The 20688-nt window shown below is 73.0% G+C and carries 14 protein-coding genes; 10 read left to right on the plus strand and 4 right to left on the minus strand.

Going from position 1 to position 20688, the window contains the following annotated elements:
* Nucleotides 1-8 precede the first annotated feature (8 nt).
* The 8 genes from Plo01_RS05855 (at nucleotide 9) to Plo01_RS05890 (ending at nucleotide 11341) form a co-directional block, all read left to right on the plus strand.
* The gene (locus tag Plo01_RS05855) at nucleotides 9-3413 is read left to right on the plus strand and encodes a WD40 repeat domain-containing serine/threonine-protein kinase (protein WP_203889456.1); all 3405 of its coding nucleotides are present in this window, start codon (nucleotides 9-11) and stop codon (nucleotides 3411-3413) included.
* Between the two features lie 181 nt (nucleotides 3414-3594).
* Nucleotides 3595-4047: a C40 family peptidase gene (locus tag Plo01_RS05860; RefSeq protein WP_203889457.1), complete on the plus strand. Its 453-nt coding sequence runs from the start codon at nucleotides 3595-3597 to the stop codon at nucleotides 4045-4047.
* Nucleotides 4048-4219: 172 nt separating this feature from the next.
* Nucleotides 4220-5098, plus strand: coding sequence for a neutral zinc metallopeptidase (locus Plo01_RS05865; RefSeq protein ID WP_203889458.1), 879 nt, complete (start codon nucleotides 4220-4222; stop codon nucleotides 5096-5098).
* A gap of 199 nt (nucleotides 5099-5297) precedes the next feature.
* The gene (lysA, locus tag Plo01_RS05870) at nucleotides 5298-6680 is read left to right on the plus strand and encodes a diaminopimelate decarboxylase (RefSeq protein WP_203889459.1); all 1383 of its coding nucleotides are present in this window, start codon (nucleotides 5298-5300) and stop codon (nucleotides 6678-6680) included.
* Nucleotides 6677-7987 (plus strand): homoserine dehydrogenase, encoded by a 1311-nt coding sequence (locus Plo01_RS05875; RefSeq protein WP_275415364.1) that lies wholly within the window; start codon nucleotides 6677-6679, stop codon nucleotides 7985-7987. Before lysA ends, Plo01_RS05875 begins: the two co-directional genes overlap by 4 nt.
* A gap of 163 nt (nucleotides 7988-8150) precedes the next feature.
* On the plus strand, nucleotides 8151-8867 hold the full coding sequence (locus Plo01_RS05880) for a VOC family protein (protein WP_203889460.1): 717 nt from the start codon (nucleotides 8151-8153) through the stop codon (nucleotides 8865-8867).
* Nucleotides 8868-9038: 171 nt separating this feature from the next.
* Nucleotides 9039-10478 (plus strand): hypothetical protein, encoded by a 1440-nt coding sequence (locus tag Plo01_RS05885; protein ID WP_203889461.1) that lies wholly within the window; start codon nucleotides 9039-9041, stop codon nucleotides 10476-10478.
* Nucleotides 10475-11341, plus strand: a complete 867-nt coding sequence (locus Plo01_RS05890; protein WP_203889462.1) for a polysaccharide deacetylase family protein — start codon at nucleotides 10475-10477, stop codon at nucleotides 11339-11341. Before Plo01_RS05885 ends, Plo01_RS05890 begins: the two co-directional genes overlap by 4 nt.
* A gap of 44 nt (nucleotides 11342-11385) precedes the next feature.
* Here the strand turns inward: Plo01_RS05890 and Plo01_RS05895 are convergent, their stop codons facing one another.
* Genes Plo01_RS05895 through Plo01_RS05910 form a run of 4 tightly spaced genes read right to left on the minus strand, consistent with a single transcriptional unit; the run spans nucleotide 11386 to nucleotide 17286 of the window.
* Nucleotides 11386-13152: a glycosyltransferase gene (locus Plo01_RS05895; protein ID WP_203889463.1), complete on the minus strand. Its 1767-nt coding sequence runs from the start codon at nucleotides 13150-13152 to the stop codon at nucleotides 11386-11388.
* Nucleotides 13149-15092, minus strand: a complete 1944-nt coding sequence (locus Plo01_RS05900; protein ID WP_203889464.1) for a glycosyltransferase family 2 protein — start codon at nucleotides 15090-15092, stop codon at nucleotides 13149-13151. The genes Plo01_RS05895 and Plo01_RS05900 overlap by 4 nt, the downstream gene beginning before the upstream one ends.
* Nucleotides 15092-16804 carry a glycosyltransferase gene (locus Plo01_RS05905; protein WP_203889465.1) on the minus strand — a complete coding sequence of 571 codons (1713 nt, stop codon included), beginning with the start codon at nucleotides 16802-16804 and terminating at the stop codon, nucleotides 15092-15094. Before Plo01_RS05905 ends, Plo01_RS05900 begins: the two co-directional genes overlap by 1 nt.
* Nucleotides 16804-17286 (minus strand): hypothetical protein, encoded by a 483-nt coding sequence (locus Plo01_RS05910; protein ID WP_203889466.1) that lies wholly within the window; start codon nucleotides 17284-17286, stop codon nucleotides 16804-16806. Before Plo01_RS05910 ends, Plo01_RS05905 begins: the two co-directional genes overlap by 1 nt.
* Before the next feature lie 337 nt (nucleotides 17287-17623).
* Here Plo01_RS05910 and Plo01_RS05915 point away from each other — a divergent pair, with 337 nt between their 5' ends.
* Both Plo01_RS05915 and Plo01_RS05920 read left to right on the plus strand, forming a co-directional pair.
* Nucleotides 17624-18748 (plus strand): glycosyltransferase family 2 protein, encoded by a 1125-nt coding sequence (locus Plo01_RS05915; RefSeq protein ID WP_203889467.1) that lies wholly within the window; start codon nucleotides 17624-17626, stop codon nucleotides 18746-18748.
* Entirely contained in the window at nucleotides 18745-20382 is a 1638-nt protein-coding gene (locus Plo01_RS05920; protein WP_203889468.1) for a glycosyltransferase, read from the plus strand. Before Plo01_RS05915 ends, Plo01_RS05920 begins: the two co-directional genes overlap by 4 nt.
* The last annotated feature ends 306 nt before the right edge of the window (nucleotides 20383-20688 follow it).

Here is a 20688-nt window from a genome sequence, read left to right on the forward strand (position 1 = left end):
CGTACCGGTTGGGACGGTACTGGCTGGCCGGGCGGCTCGGCTCCGGCGGCCAGGGCGTGGTCTACGAGGCGTACGGCGAGGCGGGCGAGCGCGTCGCGGTCAAGGTGCCCAGGGTCGACGATCCCGCGTCCAGGGCCCGGCTGGCCAGGGAGGCGGCGGCCGCCCAGCGGGTGGCCTCGTTCTGCACGGCCAGGATCATCGAGGTCAGGACCGACGTCGCCCGGCCGTACATCGTCAGCGAGTACGTCCCCGGCCCCAACCTGCGGCAGGTGATCGCCGAGGCGGGGCCGTACCGGGATGACGCGCTGCTGCGGCTGGCGATCGGGGCCGCCACCGCGCTGACCGCCATCCACCAGGCCGAGGTGGTGCACCGCGACCTGAAACCCGACAACATCATCCTCAGCTCCGACGGGCCGCGGGTCATCGACTTCGGCGTCGCGCGGGAGACCGGCCCCACCACGACGGGACCGATCATGGGGACGCCCGCCTACATGGCGCCCGAGGTCCTGGCGGGCCGCGGCGCCACGGCCGCCGCCGACGTCTGGGCGTGGGGACTGGTGGTGCTGTTCGCCGCCTCGGGGCGAGACGCCGTGCAGGGCGAGGATCCCGCCGCCCTCATGACCGCCGTGCTCGACCTCCGTCCCGACGTGGGCGGCCTGACGGAACCCCTGGCCGCCCTCGTGACGGCGGCGCTCGCACGCGACCCCGCCGACCGGCCCGCGGCCAGGGACCTCCTGCTCGCCCTGCTCGGCGACGTGGAGGGCGACCGGCTGCTGGACGAGGGCGGGAACGCCGCCGCCCCGCTCGCCGGGACCGCGGACCCCGACCTGGGCGCCATCGCCGAGGAGCTCTTCGAGGAGCTCTCCGAGGACGAACGGGCGGTCGCGCCCGACGTCTTCCTGCGGATGGTCGGCGACGACGACACGATCAGGCAGGTGCCCCGGGAGGAACTCGCCGGCGCCGAGGCCGTGGACTCCCTGCTCGCCCTGTACGGCGCGGCGGGGCTGGTCACCGCGGAGGAGTCGGCGTACACGCTGGCCAGACCCGCCCTGATCAACGCCTGGCCGCGGCTGCGGCAGTGGGTGGCGGACAACCGCCAGGGCCTCCCCGTCCACCGGCGGCTGACCGAGGCCGCCCGGTTCTGGGACGACCACGGCCGCAAGCCCGGTGACCTGCTGCACGGCTCCAACCTCGACAGGACGCTGCGGTGGGCCGCCACGGAGCGCAGGGACATCACGCTGCTCGACCTGGAGCGCGCGTTCCTCGACGCGGCGGCCGGGCAGGCGCGGAGCCGGTCCCGGCGCCGCGCCCTGCTGGCCGCCGCGCTCGCCGTCCTGCTGGTCGCGGCGCTGGGGGCGCTCGGGCTGGCCGAGTACCGGCGCGGGATCTCCGACCGCCAGCGCGACGAGGCGACCGCCCGATCGCTCGCGCTGCGCGCGGCGGGCCTGCGCGAGACCGACCCCCGGCGGTCGATGCTGCTGAGCGTGGCGGCCTACCGCCTGGCCCCCTCGCTGCCCGAGACCCGCGGGGCGTTGTACGAATCCCTGTCCCAGCCCGTGGTCGACTCGTTCGCGGACCCGCATGCCAGTCCGGACACGGTCTACGCCCTCAGCCAGGACGGTGGCACGCTCGCGGCGGTCCTGAACGGTCGGGTGCGGCTCTGGGACGTACGGACACACAACCAGATTCGTGCCTTCGCCGGCGTGAGCACGACAGTCAGAAAGGCGGCGCTCAGTCCCGATCTCAGAACACTGGCGCTCCAGGACGACCGCGACGTGCGGCTGTGGGACGTCTCCACAGGCAGGCCCACCGGCGGAGGATTCGCGGTGGGAGCCGAGGAGGCTCAACCGGACGACATGGTCTTCGATCGCTCTGGACGGCTCTTGGCCGTGCCCGAGAGCATCTACGCGACCCGATGGTGGGACCTGGCAAGCCGTACGCGCCTCCAGGCAGGGTCGGGTGCCGGTTTGGACGTGGTGAACACGGACCACAGCATGGGAATCGTGTTCACCACGGGAGAAGGCAGAGCCGAACTGTGGGATCTGCGCGGGCGGAAGCGCCTCCACGCCCCCTGGCTCCCTCTGAAAGAGGATTTCGAAAGAGCGGAGTTCAGCAGCGATGGCCGGATCCTCGTGCTGATCACGACCGTGTCGGACGAGACACGGCTGCTTGTCAGGAGAGTGCCCTCCGGTGAATTGGTCGCGCAGTACTCGGGTGAGGCCACCGCATGGCTCGCCTTCAGCACCCGGTTCCTGGCGCACTGGAGCAATCTCGGGGAACTGGTCGTGCGCCGGCGCTCCGACGCGCACGTCGTCATGGAACGGAAATTGCGCGAATTGCCCGACGGCCTCCGCATCGACGAAGCCGATCGGGCGCTACGAGTGATCACAGACGGTGGAAGAATCTACACGCTCGACATCTCGTACCTGTTCGACGAGTCCGTGACCGCAGGCGCGCCGGGCAATATAGGGCTGCTGGGGCCGGACGGACGGATCCTCGCGATCGGCACGGATTCCGGCACGCGGCTCTGGGACGTCCGCGACGATCGGCAGATCGCGGCACCCGTCAGAGGGAGGGCCAACGTACTCGCCTTCAGCGCGGACGGCAGGCGTGTCGCCGCCGCGAACACGGCGGGCAGACATGTGAGGGTCGTCGACGCCGTCTCCGGCAGGATGCTCGTTCTCTTCGAGGTCTCCGACAGGCGGGCGACGGGTGTCGACGGCGTGGCCTTCAGCCCGGACGGCGGCACGCTGGCGGTGTCGCCCACCGGGCTGGACGGCACGCTGCCCGTGGAGTTGAGAAGCCTCAAAACCGGCTCCGTCACCGCCGCCGATGTGAGGAGCGGAGGCGCCATGACCTTCCGTCCCGACGGGAAGCTTCTCGTGACCGGTCCCGTCCCCGAACTTCTCGATCTGGCGAACGGCGCCCGGCGTCCGCAGCCCGAAGGATTGGGCAGCCTCTCGAGCCCGTACGCCTTCCGCCCCGACGGAGGGCTCGCGGCCTTCAGCGGATCCGGCCGGATCTCGCTGTGGGATGCCGGCCTCACCTCTGCTGTCGGAGATCTTCCCACCGCGGGCGAGAGCGAGTTTCTGGTCTGGTCGCCCGACGGGCGCACACTTGCCTCATACGAGTTCGGTGACCGGATCCGGCTGTGGGACGTGCCGAGCAGACAGCCTCTGGGGGTCGTGTTCGACGGCTTGATGGAGTACGGCTTCGGCGCGACCGCCTCGATGGCGTTCAGCGCGGACGGCAGAACGCTGTACAGCGCGACACCGGAGGGCGTCGTACGGGGGCATCCCTTGGACGGCGAACAGGCCGCGGCAGCGGTCTGCGCGCGGGCCGGTCGGGCCATGACCCCGCAGGAACAGCAGCGTCATCTCCCGGAAATCCAGCGTGCCGAGGTGTGCGGGTAAACCCGGAAGAGCATGTTGAAGCGAGCTGTAAGCGCGGCTGGATTATCCAGGTGGTTTCGTCGTCCAGTCCATGAATTGCAATTGAATTTTTCGGCCTTCCTTGCGGTGGTCATATGCCGGCTGTAATCTTCCGAAAAGATATTGGACGACCGGCGTCCACCCGTCCCGTCAAGGAGGAAGAATGCGCTTCCAGCGATTCGCCGTAATTGCGTTTGTCGTCGGGCTCTCGGCGGCGTCAACCATTCCCGCGCATGCGGCGACCGCGGCCGTGATTTCGAGCGCAGGTCCTCAGGCAGCGCTTGACTACGCTTACGATCAGATCGGTAAGGAATACTGTTACGGCGGCACAGGTCCCTCCTGTTTTGATGCGTCGGGGTTGACCAAGAAGGCATGGGCTGCAGGAGGGGTGACACTGCCGAGAACTATCGGCGCACAGTACTCGGTCACTCGCAGGGTGAGATACGGCGGACTTCGGCCAGGGGATCTGGTCTTCTTTTCTGATCTTGGGCACGTCGGCATATATGTGGGCTCGGGGAAGATGATTCACGCCCCGCGCACGGGAAGGGATATCGAAATGGTCAGTATAACCTCGGGGTATTATCGCTCGGAATACTACGGGGCTGGACGCCCGTAGCCGCGGAGACGGTCTGCGCGCGGGCCGGCCGGACGCTCACCGTCGCGGAGTGGCGCGACGACGTGCCGGACCGCGAGCCGGTGGAGGTGTGCGGGAGGCCGGGAAGGGCTGAAGGGGTTCACGCGACGGTAGATTGGGATGAATTACCTGGAATGTGGCGGTGGGAGGGTCAGTGAGCGGTCCGCGGGACTGGTCCCCCGGAGGGGGCCGGCGCAGGGGCGCGGTCCGGCGGATCCTCCCGGTCATGCTCGTCTTCGCCGTCGTCGTCGGCGGGACGGTCTACCTCCGCGGCGACCTGCAGAACCTGCTCGGCACGGCCCCCGGGTCCGCCCGGTCGGCCGTGGCGACCCACAGCTTCCACAGCGAGAGCGGGCCGGTCGGCGGCCGGTGCGAGGGTCTGCCGGAGGAACTCGACGCCGACGCCGACGCGACGCTGACCGCGCTGGCGCGCTGCCTGGACCGCATGTGGGAGGCCGTGCTGGAGCCGGCCGGGGTCGACTACGAGGAACCCGCGGAGGTGCGGCTGGTCGGCTCCCCCGAGGAGGCGGCCTGCGGGACCGAGGACTTCGACTGGGCCGGGATCTACTGCGGCGGGGAGGCGGTCGTCAACGTCCTCGTCGAGGGCGGCCCCGATGACGGCTCCGGCGACGGCTCCGATGACGGCTCCGATGACGGCTCCGGGGACGGCGAGGTCTTCCCGGTGATGTTCACCCTCGCCCACGAGTACGCCCACCACGTCCAGGCGATCGTCGGCATCTCCGCCCAGGACGGGTCGGAGGTCTTCGACGAGGCGTGGTCCCGGAGGCTGGAGCTGCAGGCCGACTGCCTGGCCGCCGCGGCGCTCCGCGACGTCCAGCCGTACCTCCTCAACGACCTGCGCCGGTCGCTGGCCCATGGGACGGAGACGGACGCGACGGAGGAGGACGCCGCCGAGCAGCGTGCCTCCCACGGCTCGTCGCGGAGCGGCGCCCTGTGGATGTTGCGCGGGCAGAGGGAGGGCACGGTCGGGGCCTGCAACACCTGGAAGGCCCCGGAGGGGGAGGTCTCCTAGCGCGGAGGGGGAAGTCTCCCCGCCGCCCATGGCTTCCGGGGGTTCTCGCCCATCCTCCGCCGTCAGATGCTCATATGGCGCCAAAATATACGGCGCACCCTGTGCAAATCGTGAAAAGTTCGCGTGTTCTCGGATGATCCTGTCTCGCCAGGTGGTCACCGGTCCCACGGGGATCAGCGGTTCCGATAGCCTCCTTTGGGTGAGTCGATTCGTCCACCCCGCCGGTGACCGGCACGCCGAAGTGCTGCCCGAGGACCGGCCTCCGCACGCACCCGCCGACCTGAACGTCCTCGACCCGGCGATCTGGCCGCGAACGTCGGCCCGCTCCGGCGGCGCCGTCACGATCGGCGGCGTCGACGTCAGAGACCTGGTCGCCGAGTACGGCACGCCGCTCTACGTGGTGGACGAGGAGGACTTCCGCTCCCGCTGCCGCGACTACCGGGCCGCCTTCACCGACGGCGAGGTCCACTACGCGGGCAAGGCGTTCCTCTGCCGCGAGGTCGCCCGCTGGATCATGCAGGAGGGCCTCGGCCTCGACGTGTGCAGCGCCGGCGAGCTCGCCGTCGCGCTGAGCGTCGGGTTCCCGCCCGAGCGCATCACCATGCACGGCAACAACAAGTCGCTCGCGGAGCTGGAGCGGGCCGTCGAGGCGGGCGTCGGGCACATCGTGGTCGACTCCTTCGAGGAGATCGCCCGGCTCGGCTTCCTGGCCGACAAGCACGGCAGGCGGCCGAAGGTCATGATCCGGGTGACCGTGGGCGTGGAGGCCCACACCCACGAGTTCATCGCCACCGCCCACGACGACCAGAAGTTCGGCCTCTCCCTGAACAGCGGCGCCGCGGCCGAGGCCGCCCGCCGCATCCTCGCCCTGCCCCAGCTGGAACTGGTGGGCCTGCACTCCCACATCGGTTCGCAGATCACCGACACCGCCGGGTTCGAGGTGGCCGCGAGCCGCCTGGCCAAGCTCCTGGTGCAGATCAAGGAGGAGCACGGCGTCGTCCTGCCCGAGCTGGACCTCGGCGGCGGGTACGGCATCGCCTACGTCGAGGGCGACGAGACGCTCGACGTCAAGGAGATCGCCGACAGCCTGCGCGAGATCGTCGCCAAGGTGGCCCGGTCCGCGGGCCTGCCGGTCCCCACGCTCACCGTCGAGCCGGGCCGGTCCATCGCCGGGACGGCGGGCGTGACGCTCTACGAGGTCGGCACGATCAAGGACGTCGAGGGCCTGCGCACCTACGTCAGCGTCGACGGCGGCATGAGCGACAACATCCGGACCGCCCTGTACGGCGCCGACTACACCGCGCGCCTGGCCTCCCGCGAGAGCGAGGGCGGGCCGATGCTCTCGCGCCTGGTCGGCAAGCACTGCGAGAGCGGCGACATGGTCATCCGCGACCTGTGGCTCCCCGAGGACCTGGCCCCCGGAGACCTGATCGCCGTCGCGGGCACCGGCGCCTACTGCCGCTCGCTCGCCAACAACTACAACTACCTTCCCAAGCCCGCAGTGGTCGCGGTCAAGGAGGGGGTGTCCCGTGTGATCGTCCGGCGGGAGACCGAGGACGACCTGTTGAGAGGGCAGCTGTGAAACAGACCGCAGGCAAACCGCTGAAAGTCGCGCTCCTCGGCTGCGGCGTCGTCGGCTCCCAGGTGATCCGGCTGATGCGGGAGCAGGCCGGCGACCTCGCCGCCCGGATCGGCGCCCCGCTGGAGCTGGCGGGCGTGGCCGTGCGCCGTCCCGGCCGGGTGCGGGGCGTCGAGGTGGACCCCTTGCTGATCACCACCGACGCCGAGGCCCTGGTGACCCGGGACGACGTCGACATCGTCGTCGAGGTGATCGGCGGCATCGAGCCCGCCCGCTCGCTCATCCTCGCCGCGATGAACAGCGGCAAGTCGGTCGTCACCGCCAACAAGGCGCTGCTGGCCGAGGACGGCGCGACGATCCACGCCGCGGCCCGGGACAACACCGTCGACCTGTACTTCGAGGCGGCCGTGGCGGGCGCGATCCCGCTGATCCGGCCGATGCGCGAGTCCCTGGCCGGAGACCACGTGCACCGTGTCCTCGGCATCGTCAACGGCACCACGAACTACATCCTCGACAAGATGGACTCCTCCGGCGCCTCGTTCTCCGAAGCGCTGGAGGAGGCCCAGGCGCTGGGGTACGCCGAGGCCGACCCCACGGCCGACGTCGAGGGCTTCGACGCCGCGGCCAAGGCCGCGATCCTGGCCGGGATCGCCTTCCACAGCCGGGTGACGGCCGCCGACGTGCACCGCGAGGGCATCACCGAGATCAGCGCGGCGAACGTGGCCAGTGCCAGGGAGATGGGCTACGTCATCAAGCTGCTGGCGATCTGCGCGCGCTCGGACGACGGCCGTTCCTTCGGCGTCCGGGTGCACCCGGCGATGATCCCCAGGACGCACCCGCTCGCCGGGGTCCGCGAGGCCTACAACGCGGTCTTCGTCGAGGCCGAGTCCGCCGGTCGGCTCATGTTCTACGGCGCGGGCGCCGGCGGCGCGCCGACCGCCAGCGCGGTGCTGGGCGACATCGTGGCCGTGGCCCGCAACCGCCTGGCCGGCACGTGCGGCCCGGAGGAGTCCACCTACGCCGACCTGACCGTCCACCCGATGGGCGAGACCGTCACCCGCTACCACGTCTCCCTCGACGTGGCCGACAAGCCGGGCGTGCTCGCCCGGGTCGCCGAGATGTTCGCCAAGCAGGACGTCTCCATCCAGACGGTCCGCCAGGAGGGGCTCGGCGACGACGCCCAGCTCGTCCTGGTCACCCACCGGGCCAGCGACGCCGCGCTCTCGGCGACGATCGAGGGCCTGCGCGAGCTGGACATCGTGCGCGACGTGGTGAGCGTCATGCGCGTCGAGGGCGAGGACGCCTCGTAGCACCCCCTGCGGCGTAGGACTTCGCACAGGAGGACTTCTCGCGTAGAGGACGACCCCGTACGGCGGCGGCCCTGACAGGTCTTCCCGCGTGGCCCCGGTGCCCGCGGCCTGTCGGGGTCCCGGCCGTGCCCGCCTGATGCGGGATTACTGCGATCATGGCGGCATGGCAGATATTCCGGTTGTTCCGGACAACGGTGGGCGGCTGAGCCGCCAGGAGATCTCCGACGCCGTCGGAGATCTGGGCTGGCGGTACGTTCTGGGGGCGCTTCAGACGTCGGTACGGGTGCCGTCGCTGCGCCGGGCGGTCGAGGTCGCCGCCTGTGTGACGGAGGCGGCGGGTGGCGACGCCGACGGCAGCCTCTGGATGGACGTGCGCGCGGACCGGCTGGTGATGACCCTGCAGTCGCTCGACGCGGCGATGGTGACCCCCGGGGAGGTGGAGCTCGCCCGCGCGGTCTCCGGGGCCGTGCGGGAGCTCGGCCTGCGGCTCGACCCCGAGGTCGCGGGCGCGGGGCCCCGGTCGGTCCAGCTGGTCGAGATCGCGATCGACGCGATCGACATCCCTCGCGTCCGCCCCTTCTGGAAGGCGGTGATGGGATACGCCGACGAGGCCGGCGCGTCGGGCCCGGAGGACCCGCTCGTCGATCCCCTCCGGCACGGCCCGGCGATCTGGTTCCAGCAGATGGACGCGCCGCGCCCGCAGCGCAACCGCATCCACTTCGACATCTCCGTCCCGCACGACGAGGCGCCCCACCGCATCCGGGCCGCCCTGGAGGCCGGCGGCGTCCTGCTGTCCGACGAGCACGCCCCGTCCTTCTGGGTGCTCGCGGACGCGGAGGGAAACGAGGCGTGCGTGACGACCTGGCAGGGGAGGGACTGACCGGACCGCCGGGGACTGACCGGACCGCCGTGGGCCTCCGCGCAGGGGAAGCGGGAGTCTGTACTCCGGCGGAAGAGGAGTTCAGACCGGCATGGGTGGGTAATGCGGCGTTTGTGAAACTTGTAGCTAAGTTTTAGAGAAGTCGCATATCCCTAGGTATGGTGCCTTCCTGTGTCGCCCCCTCGATCCCGCCCGGCTGACCGCCCGGTCGTCCTCCTCGCCTGCGCCGCCGCCGTCTACGTGGTGGCGCAGCTGGTCGTCCTGCCGTACGGCATGCCGCTGGAGTGGGACGAGGCGGTCTACACCAGCCAGGTCGCGCCCGGCGTCCCCGACGCCGTCTTCAGCGCGCCCCGGGCCCGCGGGATCGTCTGGCTGGTGGCGCCGGTCGCCTACGTCACGAGGGATCCGGCCGCCATCCGCCTCTGGATGACCCTCCTGTCCGGCCTGGGGTTCTTCCTGGCGTTCCTCCCTTGGGCCTTCCTGCTCCGCAGGGGCGTCCTGCTGCTGTCCGCCGGACTGTTCGGCGGGCTGTGGGTCACCCTCCTGTACGGCACGCAGGTCATGCCGAACCTCTACGTGGCCTTCGGCTGCGCCGCGGCGACCGGCTGCCTGCTGCTGGCGCTCAGGGACGGTTCCGCGAAGGCGTACCTGGGGCTCGGGGCCTCGGTCGCCGCGGTGGCGGTGCTGCGGCCGGGCGACGCCCTCTGGCTCGCCCTGCCGCTGGCGGCCGTCAGCCTGCTCGGCCGCCGGGTCAAACCCGCCGCGGTGACGTCGGCCGGGGTGGCCGCGGGGTTCCTCCCCTGGGTGATCGAGGCGTACGTCTCCTACGGGGACCCGCTGTCGCGATGGCGTCAGGCGGGTGAGGTGCAGGGCGGGCTATCGCTCGCTCCGGGATTCCTGCACCAGTTCAAGACGGCGAACGGCCCGCTCTTCTGCCGCCCGTGCCTGATCCCCCCGGAGGATCCATGGCCGGCGGCGTGGTGGGTGATCCTGCCGATCCTCGCCGTCGCCGGCGCGGTCCTCGCCCGGCGGGCCGCTCCCGGGACCCCGGCCACCGCCGTGGCGGCCGTCACCGGGTTCAGCGTGGCGGTGCCGTACCTGCTGCTGGTCGACTACGGCGCGCCGCGGTTCCTGCTGCCGGCCTACGCGCTGCTGGTCATCCCCGCCGCCGAGTGCCTGCTCGGGCCGCCCGGCCGGCGCCTCCGGCGGCCGGTGGCGGGACTGCTCGCCGCGGCGCTGCTGGCGCACACCGCCTTCCAGGTGAGCCTCCTGGTCGACCTCGCCTACCAGCAGCACCGGGGACGGAGCTATCTCGCCGGGGTGGTCAAGGACATGACCGAGCTGGGTGTGCGGCCGCCCTGCACGCTGGTGGACGAGCTCGTCGACCCCGCCGTGGCCTTCGTCGCCCGGTGCGACACCCTCAACCTCGCCGACCCGGGGAACTCGCTCGACGGCCGGATGGCGGCGGCGGAACCGGAACGGGTCTTCGCCCTCCTCACCAAGCAGCCGCCGCCGGAGGCCGTGGCGGGCTGGGAGAGGCACGTTCTGCGCGAGAACGACGGCGAGCCGGTCTGGGTCGCCTACCTCACCCGAAAGGACGCCCCACAGTGAAGACCGCGAAGCTCCCCCGCGCGGCTCTGGGCCCGCTGACATCGGCCCTGCTCGTCTCCCTCCTCCTGTCCGGCGGACCGGCCCTCGCGTCGGACACCGCAGCGGGCGCCGCGTCGGGCACCGCGGCGGAAGCGAAGCCGGGAAAGCCGAAGAAACCGCAGAAATCGAAGCCGCCGAAGACGATCGTCTCCCTCACGTTCGACGACGGGGACGCCACGCACGTCCTGGCGGCGCGGATGCTCGGCAAGCGGGGCATGCGCGGAACGTTCTACGTCAACAGCGGGAACCTCGGTGAGGACGACAGGCTCACCCGGCGCCAGCTGGCCGCGATCGCCAAGTCCGGGCACGAGATCGGCGGGCACACGCTGGACCACGCCCGGCTCACCGAGCTGCCGCCGGACGAGCTGCGCGCGCAGATCTGCGACGACCGCAAGGCGCTGATGCGGATGGGGCACAGGGCCACCACCTTCGCCTACCCGTACGGGGCGGTGAACGCCGAGGCCACGAGGACGGCCCGGCTGTGCGGGTACGCCGCCGCCCGGACCACCTGGGGCCTGAGGCAGTGGACGTGCCGGAACTGCCCGGCCACGGAGACCGTCCCCCCGCTGGACCGCTGGGCGATCCGCGCGCCGTCCTCGTTCGTGGAGGACACCGAGGTCCGGCAGATGAAGCAACTGGTGCTGAACGCGGAGAAGGCCGGGGGAGGGCTGCTCCCGCTGATCTTCCACCGCGTCTGCGACGGCTGCGGCCTCTACTCGACCCCGCCGGACCGGCTGGGCGAGTTCCTCGACTGGCTGGCGGCCAGGAAGAACCGCGGCACCGTGGTCAGGACCATGGCCGAGGCGGTGGGCGGCGGACGGTGAGCTGAGGCGTCAACCGTTCCAGAGGCGGCAGACAGGCTGAGGCGTCACCCCTTCCAGAGGCGGCCGAGCCGGTTGCGGGTCCGCCGCAGGAGGGAGCGCTGGGCCGCCCGCCGGAGGGCGACCGCTTCCTGCCGGCGCTCCTCGGCCTTGCCCCGCCAGCGGGCCACGTCGCGCTGCCCCTTGGCCACCGCCGCGCGGAGCTCCGCCAGTTCGGCGGCGAGCTTGTCGGCCTTCCGCCGGGCGCGTTCGGCCTCCTTGCCCCGCGCCTCGGCCTCGGCACGCCAGCGGGCGGCCTCGCGGTTGCGGTCCGAGGCCCACGCCGGGTACGCCCGGGCGGCCGGGCGGAACCTCCAGGACTCGCCGTCCAGCCACTCCGCGCCGTACAGGTCGGCGATCACGTCGTCCGGCGACTCGCCCTCGCGGGCCACGAGCGCCGCCCGGGCCACGGCGGCGGTCCGTTCCAGGCGGGCGGCCACCACACCGGAGTCGTTCTCGTCCAGGGCGACGAGCAGCAGCCCGGCGTCGTCTTCTTCGGCACGCTCCACCAGGGACCGGAGCGTGTCGGCCCCGGGGACCCAGCCCGCCGGGCAGGTGAGGCGGAACGGCGCCGGCGCGGAGGTCGCGGGAACCGCCTCGGCGAAGGAGACGCGGCTGTCGTGGGCGTACTGGCCGCGGACCAGCCGCAGGTCGAGGAGCGGATCGTCCAGCGGCGCCCGGCGGTCGCCGGTGAGCGACGACCACGGACCGGTCACCGTGACGCGGATGTCGGACAGGGTGCTCGCCAGCGTCCCGTCCACGCTCGCGCGCACGTCCTCGAACGAGGCGTTCCGGGCGTCCACCACAACGTCGACGTACGGCACCAGCCACTGGCGGCCCGGGTCCGTGCGCAGGTTCCGCCGGTAGGGGATCCGGTCGGCGATGAACGGGGCGTTGTGGCGCGCGACCTCGGCGGAGCGTGTCATGGCGGTGCTGCTGCCCAGATGCCAGGCCAGCGCCCTGGTGTCGGGGACGAACACCGCGCCCGCCTGGGTGAGCCGGTAGCCGAGATCGGTGTCCTCGCCCAGCGCGAGCGAGAGGTCGTAGCCGCCCACGGACCTGAGCAGGTCGGCGGGGAGCGAGCCCGTCGCGCCGACGTGGATCCGGTGCAGGAGCGCGCTGGGCGCGTCACGCATGCCCCGGTGCTCGGTGAGGAGCCGGTCGACCCAGTCGTGCCCGGGGCCGGGGTCGGGCTCGAAGAGGGAGTCGATCTCACCCCTGGCGATGCGGGCCCGGACCTCGGCGGGGGCCGGCACGGTCCCGGTCATCGGGGTGAACCGCAGCGTCCCCAGGACCACCAGGTACCCGGCCAGGTGATGCCAGCGCATGTGCGCCTCGACGTGCTCCCGGCAGGGGACGATGTCGGCGTCCATGCGGTGGATCACCGCGCCGTCGGCGACCGCCGCACCGCACTCCAGGGCCCAGGCGATCCCCCAGCCGCCGGGGGCGGCGCCGATGAGACGGGTGCGCTCCGGCGCCGTCTCGGGGAGCCGGAGCGGCGGCGCGCTGCCGTCGTCCACGACGACCACCTCCAGCAGGTGGTCCGGGTAGGACTGGGCGGCCAGGGCGGCCAGGGCCAGGTCGAGTTTCTCCTGGCCCCCGCGTGCCGGGATCACCACGCTCACCGGCAGCCGCGGCTGCCAGGCGCCGAGCGCGGGCACGTCGAGCACCCCGTAGTCGTTGCCGGGGATGCGGGGCTGGGGCGTCCCGCCCGCCGGCCGGGGAAGCGGCTCGGGGCCGGTCTGGGCGTCTCCCGGGGGAGCCACGATGGTCATGCCGTCCCTCCGGGGAGCTCCATGAGCGCGTTCGGCCGGAAACCGCGCCACTGGCGCTTGTTGCGTCGCAGAAAGGTGCCGATCGGCTCGCGCCAGGTGTGGCCGGTCACGCTGCCGCGGCGCAGGATGTAACCCAGGCCGTGGGTGCGGTAGATCTGCCCCCCGGCCGTCTGCACGGCGTGCTGGAACTGGGCGTCGATCGTCCCCGGCAGCGGCCGGAAACCGCCCACCGCCTCGAACGCCGAGCGTTCGGCGAAGATCGTTCCTCCCGCGATGAAGTTGGTGATCTGCTCGGTGACCTGCTCGCGGTGGACGGTCACGTCGATCGAGGCCAGGTAGACGAACTCCGGGACCGTGCCGACGACCTGCGCCCCCGAGTAGGAGTGCGCCAGGAGCAGGTCGGACAGGAAATCCGGGCCGTACCAGTCGTCGTCGTCCATCTTCAGCAGGTACGACCCCGAGGCCCTGGCCGCCGCCTCGTTGAGCACCTGGCCGAACACGGTCCGCCGGTCGGCCTCGAACACGGTGACCGGCCGCTCGAAGGACGACAGCGCCGCCGTCACCTCCGGGTGACCGGCGGGCACCCCGTGCAGGGCGAGGACCACCTCCAGCTCCGCGCCGCGCTGCCGGCCCACCTGCTCCAGCGCGAAGCCCACCATCTCCGGGCGGCGGGTGGCCAGCAGCACCGAGGTCAGCGGGGCGGACGCGGCGGGCGCGCCGAGCTGCTCCCAGCGGGTGCGCACGCCGTGGGCGCGCAGGGCCGCGCGCCGCAGCCGGATGCTGTACTCCTCCCGCTCCAGGTCGTCGGCGAGGCCGGCCTCGTCCACCGAGGTGAGCAACCGGATCAGCTCCGGGCCGAGCGCGCCCGCCCAGGCGGGCACGGCCGCGGCGACGAGGGGGACGCCCGCCGCGGCCAGGCCGATGACGACGCGCAGCGCGGCGACGGGACCGGTGTGGCTGCGGCCCCAGTCCACGCGCACCCCCCGGATCTGCCTGATCCGGCTGACGTCGACGTCGGTGACGCATCCGGAGGCGGCGAACCGGGTGAACGTGCGGCCCTCACCGGAGACCGTCCACCGGTCCGCGTCCAGGGAGAGGTCGGCCATGCCGCGGGCGGGCACGGTGACGAAGCCCATGGGGTTGACCGAACGGTCGTCCACCGGCGGCACGCTGCGGGGGTCGGACAGGCCGCCCAGGCCGCTCCGGAAGATCTCGTCTCCGCCGGGGAGGCCGAGCCGCTCCCAGCTGACGAGCTCCGCCAGCGGGCGCTCCACCGGGGTCTCCTCGCCCTCCCAGGGCTCCGGGTCCCGGCCGGTGGTGCGCAGGACCAGGTCGGCGCCGCGCGCGCCGAACCTGCTGGGAACGGGTCCGCCCGGGTCCGCCGGGGCCGCGTTCGGATCACCGGGGCGCCAGTGCGCGGCGCCGGGACCCGCCAGCGCGGCCACCGGGGCCGCGACGGCGTCCAGCCGGTGCCCGGCGAAGGCCCTGGCCGTCGCGGCCAGCGTCCGGCCCGCGGGAACGGGCTTGTCGAAGCACGCGTCCACCACCCACGTGGAGCCGGCCGGCCGGTACACGCGCAGATCGGTCAGGGCGCGCCAGCGGTGGGCGGGGGTCGGCGACAGCACGGGCGCGGTGTACCAGTAGGGCGTCTCCACCACCACGACGATGACCCGTGAGGCCTGGGGGAGCAGCGACTGCACGGTCGCGGCCCTGCGGACGTCGGTCGGCGTCCGGGCGATCAGCAGCACCTCGGCGACGCTCTCGTCGGCCGGGGGGGCGCCGGCGAGATCCCCGTCCAGGTCCACCGCCTCGTACGGATCCAGCCCGGTGAGCGCTTCGAACCCGGTGCGGTAGACCCGCGCGCGCTTCCCGCTGCGCTTCTCCACGGCCCGGAGGATGTTGATGACCTGCGACGTCGGCCGGTCCTGCGGATGAGGCATCAGCCGGTCTTCCCCTGTCGCCTGGCCGTCGCGATGAGCCCCCGCAGGTGCCCTCGCGGCCGTTCCCCCTCCAGCCGGTCGATCTCCGCGCGCAGCCGCTCGGCCTCGGCGCGCAGGGACTCCACCTCCCGCTGGCGGCTCTCCGCCTCCCGCCGCCATTTCGCCGCGCTGGCCCGCCACTTCGCGGGGTCGCCCGCGAGGGGCTCGGCCTCCGCGGCGGTGGTCACGCCGAACTCCTCCGCGCTCACCCAGAAGGAGCCGAACAGCTCGTGCACCGCGGCGTCCACCGGGCCGCCGTGGCCCGCTCCCGGGGCCGGCTCGCCCGTCACCAGCGACGCCCTGGCGAAGGCCGCCGCGCGCTCCAGCCGCATCGTCTCGACCCCGTCGGCGTTCTCGCCGAGCGCCACGTACAGCAGGCCGTGCCCGTCTCGCTCCGCCAGCCGTACCAGCTCCGCGAGACTGCCGGCCCCGAGGACCCACCCGGCCGGGCAGGTCAGGCGGAAGGGCGCGGGGGCCGAGGTCGGGGAGACCTCCGCGGCGAAGGAGACCCGGGGTTCGTGGGCGTAGAGGTTGTGAACCAGCCGCAGGTCGATCATCGGGTCGTCGAGGGAGGGGTGCCGCTCTTCGGTGAGGTCGTGCCACGGTCCGAGCAGGGTGACGGCGACGTCGGCGAGGGTGCCGCCGAGCGCGGCGTCCACGCTCGCGCGCACGTCCTCGTAGGAGGCGTCGCACGCGTCCACGACCACCTCGGCGTACGGCACCAGCCAGGTTCTGCGGGGGTGGGCGCGAAGCCAGCGCAGGTTGGGGATGAGGTCGGACAGCAGCGACCAGTTGTGCCGGTGCACCTCCTTCTCCCGCCGCATGACCGTGGAGGAGCCGAGATGCCAGGACCGGGCCTCGGCGTCGGGCACGAAGACCGCGCCCGCCTGCGCGAGACGGTAGCCGAGGTCGGTGTCCTCGCCCATGGTGAGCGCCGTGTTGAGCCCGCCCGCCGCGCGCAGCAGGGCGGCGGAGACGGAGGTGGTGGCGCCGGAGTGGAGACGGTAGGCGTTCGCGCCGGCGTCCCGCAGCTGCCGGGTCTCGGCCAGCACGTCCACCCGGTAGGCGTGCGGGGCCGTCTCTGCGAACAGCTCGGCCGCGGCGCCCGCCCCGGTGGCGGCGAAGACCTCCTGCGGGGTGGGGGCGGTCCCGTCCGGGGTGAACAGGATGTCGCCGAGCACGACCGCGTAGGAGGCGAGGTGGTGCCAGCGCATGTGCGCCTCGATGTGCTCCCGGTCGAGGATCATGTCGGAGTCGACCCAGTGCACGATGTCGCCGCGCGCGGCCGACGCGCCGGTCTGCCGGGCCCAGCCCCGCCCCCACCGGCCGTCCGGCACCCGCACGATCCGGGTGTTCGCGGGGGCGAGTCCGGGCACGTGAAGCGCGGGTGAGCTGCCGTCGTCGGCGACGACCACCTCCGTCAGGTGCGCGGGGTAGCTCTGGGCGGCCAGCCCGGCCAGCGTGCGCTCCAGCGCGTCCTGGCAGTTGTGCGCGGGGATGACGACGCTGACCGTCAGCCGGGGCCGCCAGTCGCCGAGGGCGGCGGGCCGGAGCGTCCCGTAGTCGTTGTGCCGGATCCGCGCCTCGGGCGACGGCCGGGCGCCGGGTCCGGCGGACGGGAGCGGTGATCCGGCCCCCGGCGGCGAGGGGTGCGCGGGCTGGGGGAGGGCCATCACTTTCCGCTCTCGGTGGCGGCTCTCGTCTCGGTGGCGCCCTTCGCTTCGAGGGTGGTCAGCCGGGGCAGGAGGTCGTCGATGACGCCCCTCATCTCCTGCCGCATGGACATCGCGTGGAGCCGCTCCTCGCCGAGGGACGCCAGGATCGCCCGCAGGTTCTCGTCGTGCTGGAGGCGGTCCTGCCCGAGCAGCTCGGAGATCTCGTCGAGCCGGGAGCCGAGCCGCTCGACCGCCGCGGCGGTCCGGGCGATCGCGGCCTCGCAGCGCTTGGTCCTGGCGTCGATGCGCAGCGCCTTCCCGTCGGTCCTGCGGATTCCCGTGATGAGGAGCACCTGGGCGCCGAGCAGGACGGCGGACATGCCGAACAGGACGGCGGCCGTCGCGGAGACGGCGCCGGTGCTCGCCAGCAACACCAGAGTGATCAGGACCAGGGACCCGGCGGCCGCGGTCAGGAGCACCAGTTGTCGGGTCGTGGGCATCCGTGTGGGTACCTTCCGTGCTGTTCGTCCTCACCCGCTGAGAGGGATATCTCGGTGCTTATCCACCACTCAGTGGAGACGCATCGCTAAATGTATCGTTTGCAGCGATATGGGTCTTGTGTGATTGACGTGAAGTTCCATTTCAAGATCACAACGATCTCCGTGGGATTCCGGCTCCCCCTGTGGTCAGAGGGACGGCCGCGACACCGGAGGGCGCGGACCTCCGGGCTCCGGGAAGACCGGATCCGGCATTCGCGGTGAAGATTTTCTGATCTTGGCTAGAGTGGTCGTTTATGCGGTGAGATGTCCCAGGTGGAGGAATCAGGAAACCACGCGCATGGCAGCTGTCGCCGAGCTCGGCTCCCCGGAGGCGGGGCTGAACCCTGCGGGATTCCTGCGGATCTCCTCAGGCGAGGCCGGAGACCTCCGCTGGGAGGACGGCCGGTGGGTCGTCGAGGACGACTCCCTCGCCGCGCTGCGGGCCCGGCACGGGCTGCGCGTCCACTGGCCCGGCAGCCCCGTGGATCTCGCCGGACCGCTCGATCTCGCCGCGGCGGGCGTGCCCCTCCACGCCGAGGAGGTCCCCGCCTGGGCCGTACGGGCCGACCCGGTTCTCGCGCGGCTGCTCGCGGCCGGCGGCTGGTTCGGCCGGGAGCCCCGGGGCACGCCGCGCTGCACGGCGAGCCTGCGCCGCGAGGAGCACAGCGTGCGCCTGCGCAGGCACGGGCTGGCGCGCAGGGCGCGGGCGGGCCCGGGGCGGCCGGGCGTCCCGAGGGTCAGCGTCGTGATGGCGAGCATGCGCCCGCACCTCCTGGAGGCGGCGCTCGCCCAGATCGCCCGCCAGCGCGGGGTGGAGGCCGAGGTCCTGCTGGGCCTGCACGGCGTCCCCGCCGGCCACGGGGCGGTACGGCGGGCGGTCGCGGCCTGCCCGCTCCCGGTCACGGTGCTCGAGGCGGACGCCGGGACCCCGTTCGGGCAGGTGCTCAACCTGGCCGCCTCCCGGGCGGACGGCGACTACGTCGCCAAATGGGACGACGACGACTGGTACGGCCCCGGCCACCTGTCCGACCTGCTGCTGGCCCGCTCCTACTCGGGGGCCGACATCGTGGGGACCGCCGCCGAGTTCTTCTACCTGGAACCGCTGGACGTCACCGTCCGGCGCACCGACTACGCCGGCGAGGTCTGGTCGGACCACGTGGCCGGGGGCACGATCCTGCTGGACCGGGTGGGGTTCCGGGAGACGGGTGGCTTCCCGGCCCTGGCCGCGGGCGTGGACGCCGCCTTCCTGAAGGCCGCGCACGCCGCCGGGGCGCGGATCTACCGCACCCACGGGCTGGGCTACGTGCTGCGCCGCTCGGTGGGCGCCGAGCACACCTGGCGGCTCCCGCTCGCGCACTTCATACGCGTCGCGTCGAATCAGTGGCGGGGCTTCCGTCCCAGCCTGATTCTGGAAATGTCATGACAGTACGGATCGCGGGCAACGACTACCGCACCCTCACCCCGCCCGAGCTGGGCGCATGGACGCCGTCACTGCGCGTCAGCGTGGTCATCCCCGCCTACGGCGGCCAGGACAAGCTCGACCTGGCGCTCGCCGGCCTGGCCGGGCAGACCTACCCCGCCGGCCTCACCGAGGTCGTCGTGGTGGACAACGGCAGCGAGCCGCCGCTGCGCCTGCCCGCGATCCGCCCCCCGGACACCCGGCTGATCGTCTGCCCGGTCCCGGGCCGGGCCCACGCCCGCAACGCCGGGCTCCGGGCGGCGGGCGGCGACGTCGTCCACTGGCTGGACTCCGACGTGGTCCCGGACCGCCGCGCGGTCGAGGCGCACATGCGCTGGCACCACGCGGCGCCGTACCTCGTGGTGACCGGACGCCTGCGCTTCACCTCGGCCGACCTGCCCGCCCCCGAGGCGGTCGCCGCGGCCGGCGACCTGGCCGAGCTCTTCGAGCCGGCCGAGCCGCACGCCTGGCTGGTGGATCTGGTCGAGCGGACCGGCGGCCTCACCGACCACCGGGCCCGCGCCTTCAGCCTCCACGTGGGCGGCGCCACCTCGGTCAACGCCGCGCTGCTCGCGCGGGCCGGGCCGATGGACACCGATCTCGTCCTCGGCCAGGACACCGAGATGGGCTACCGGCTGGCCCAGGCGGGCGCGGTGTTCGTCCCCGAACCGCTGGCCCGGGCCTTCCACCTGGGACCGACCATGAGGATGCGGGACAAGGCCCCGATCGACCGGGTGAGCCACGCCTTCGTCGCCGACCGGATCCCGGCCTACCGCTGGCTGCGCTCCCACCCGAACCGGCACTGGAAAGTGCCCTGCCTGGAAGTGATCGTCGAGGCCGGGCGCGGCCGCCGGCCCGGCTACGACGAGGTCCGGGCCACCGTGGACGCCGTGCTCGCCGGCACGGTCCCCGACCTCGCGGTGACGGTCATCGGCCCCTGGGACGAGATCCGGGGCGAGAGCCGCGCACCGCTGGCCGATCCCGACCTGGACCTGGCGCTGATCCGAGGACACTACGCCCATGAACCCCGGGTGCGGACGGCGCGCGCTCCGGCCGGGGACGCGCCGTACCGGCTCCGGCTGCCCGCCGGGTGGACGCCGGGCGAGGACGGCCTGGCCGGCCTGCTCGACCTGGCCGCGGACGGGGGATACGGCCTGGTGTCGGTGCTGCTGGCGGAGGGGCCGGGCCGGGAGGTCGTCACGGCGCGGCTGGAGCGCACCGCCGCGTTCGCCCGCGCGGCGATCGTGCTCCGGGACGGCGAGGACCTCGACGACGCCGTGGAGGACACCTTCGGGACGCTCTGGGCGGACGGCCACGCCTACGGCTTCACGCCCGGCCCCGGGACGATCACGGGCCGCCGCGGCGCCTACCGGGCCCGGATCGAGGCCGAGGCCGAGGCCGCCCGCCTGGCCAAGGAGGTCGAACGGCTCCGCGGGCAGGCGGGCCGGTGGCGCGAGGAGGCCGGCCGCTGGCGCAGGAGCACGGTGGAGCTCAGGCGGGAGGTCGGCACGCTCCGCAGGGAACTGGCGACGCTCAGGAGAGCGCACCGGCGCGGCCTGCTCTCCTCGATGAGACGGGCGATCGCCCGCCGCCTGTGACCGGCATGTCTGTGATCGGCGCGCCTATGACCGGCGCGCCTATGACCGGCGCGACTAGTCCGCGCGGATCGCGGCGCGGAGCCGGGCGAGCAGCGAACGGGAGTCGTCGCGCGCCGGGTCCGCGGCCGGCCGGCTCTCCGGCGCGCGTCCGCCTGGGCCGGGTTTCCCGGGCCCGGTGCCTCCCGGCTCGTGTCCCTTGCCGGTCTTCGCAGCCGAGGCCCTGCCCGCCTCCGTCCCCGAGGCCCTGCCCGCCTCCGTCCCCGAGGCCCTGCCCGCCTCCGTCCCCGAGGCCCTGCCCGCCTCCGT

Source organism: Planobispora longispora (assembly GCF_016863135.1).
Taxonomy (GTDB): Bacteria; Actinomycetota; Actinomycetes; order Streptosporangiales; family Streptosporangiaceae; genus Planobispora; species Planobispora longispora.

Excerpts from the sequence above, each read along its gene's own strand:
- Plo01_RS05860 (WP_203889457.1), top strand. The coding sequence starts at position 3,595 with ATGCGCTTCCAGCGATTCGCCGTAATTGCGTTTGTCGTCGGGCTCTCG.
- Plo01_RS05900 (WP_203889464.1), bottom strand. The coding sequence starts at position 15,092 with ATGCCTCATCCGCAGGACCGGCCGACGTCGCAGGTCATCAACATCCTC.
- Plo01_RS05880 (WP_203889460.1), top strand. The coding sequence starts at position 8,151 with ATGGCAGATATTCCGGTTGTTCCGGACAACGGTGGGCGGCTGAGCCGC.
- Plo01_RS05895 (WP_203889463.1), bottom strand. The coding sequence starts at position 13,152 with ATGACCATCGTGGCTCCCCCGGGAGACGCCCAGACCGGCCCCGAGCCG.
- Plo01_RS05905 (WP_203889465.1), bottom strand. The coding sequence starts at position 16,804 with ATGGCCCTCCCCCAGCCCGCGCACCCCTCGCCGCCGGGGGCCGGATCA.
- Plo01_RS05915 (WP_203889467.1), top strand. The coding sequence starts at position 17,624 with ATGGCAGCTGTCGCCGAGCTCGGCTCCCCGGAGGCGGGGCTGAACCCT.
- Plo01_RS05920 (WP_203889468.1), top strand. The coding sequence starts at position 18,745 with ATGACAGTACGGATCGCGGGCAACGACTACCGCACCCTCACCCCGCCC.
- Plo01_RS05910 (WP_203889466.1), bottom strand. The coding sequence starts at position 17,286 with ATGCCCACGACCCGACAACTGGTGCTCCTGACCGCGGCCGCCGGGTCC.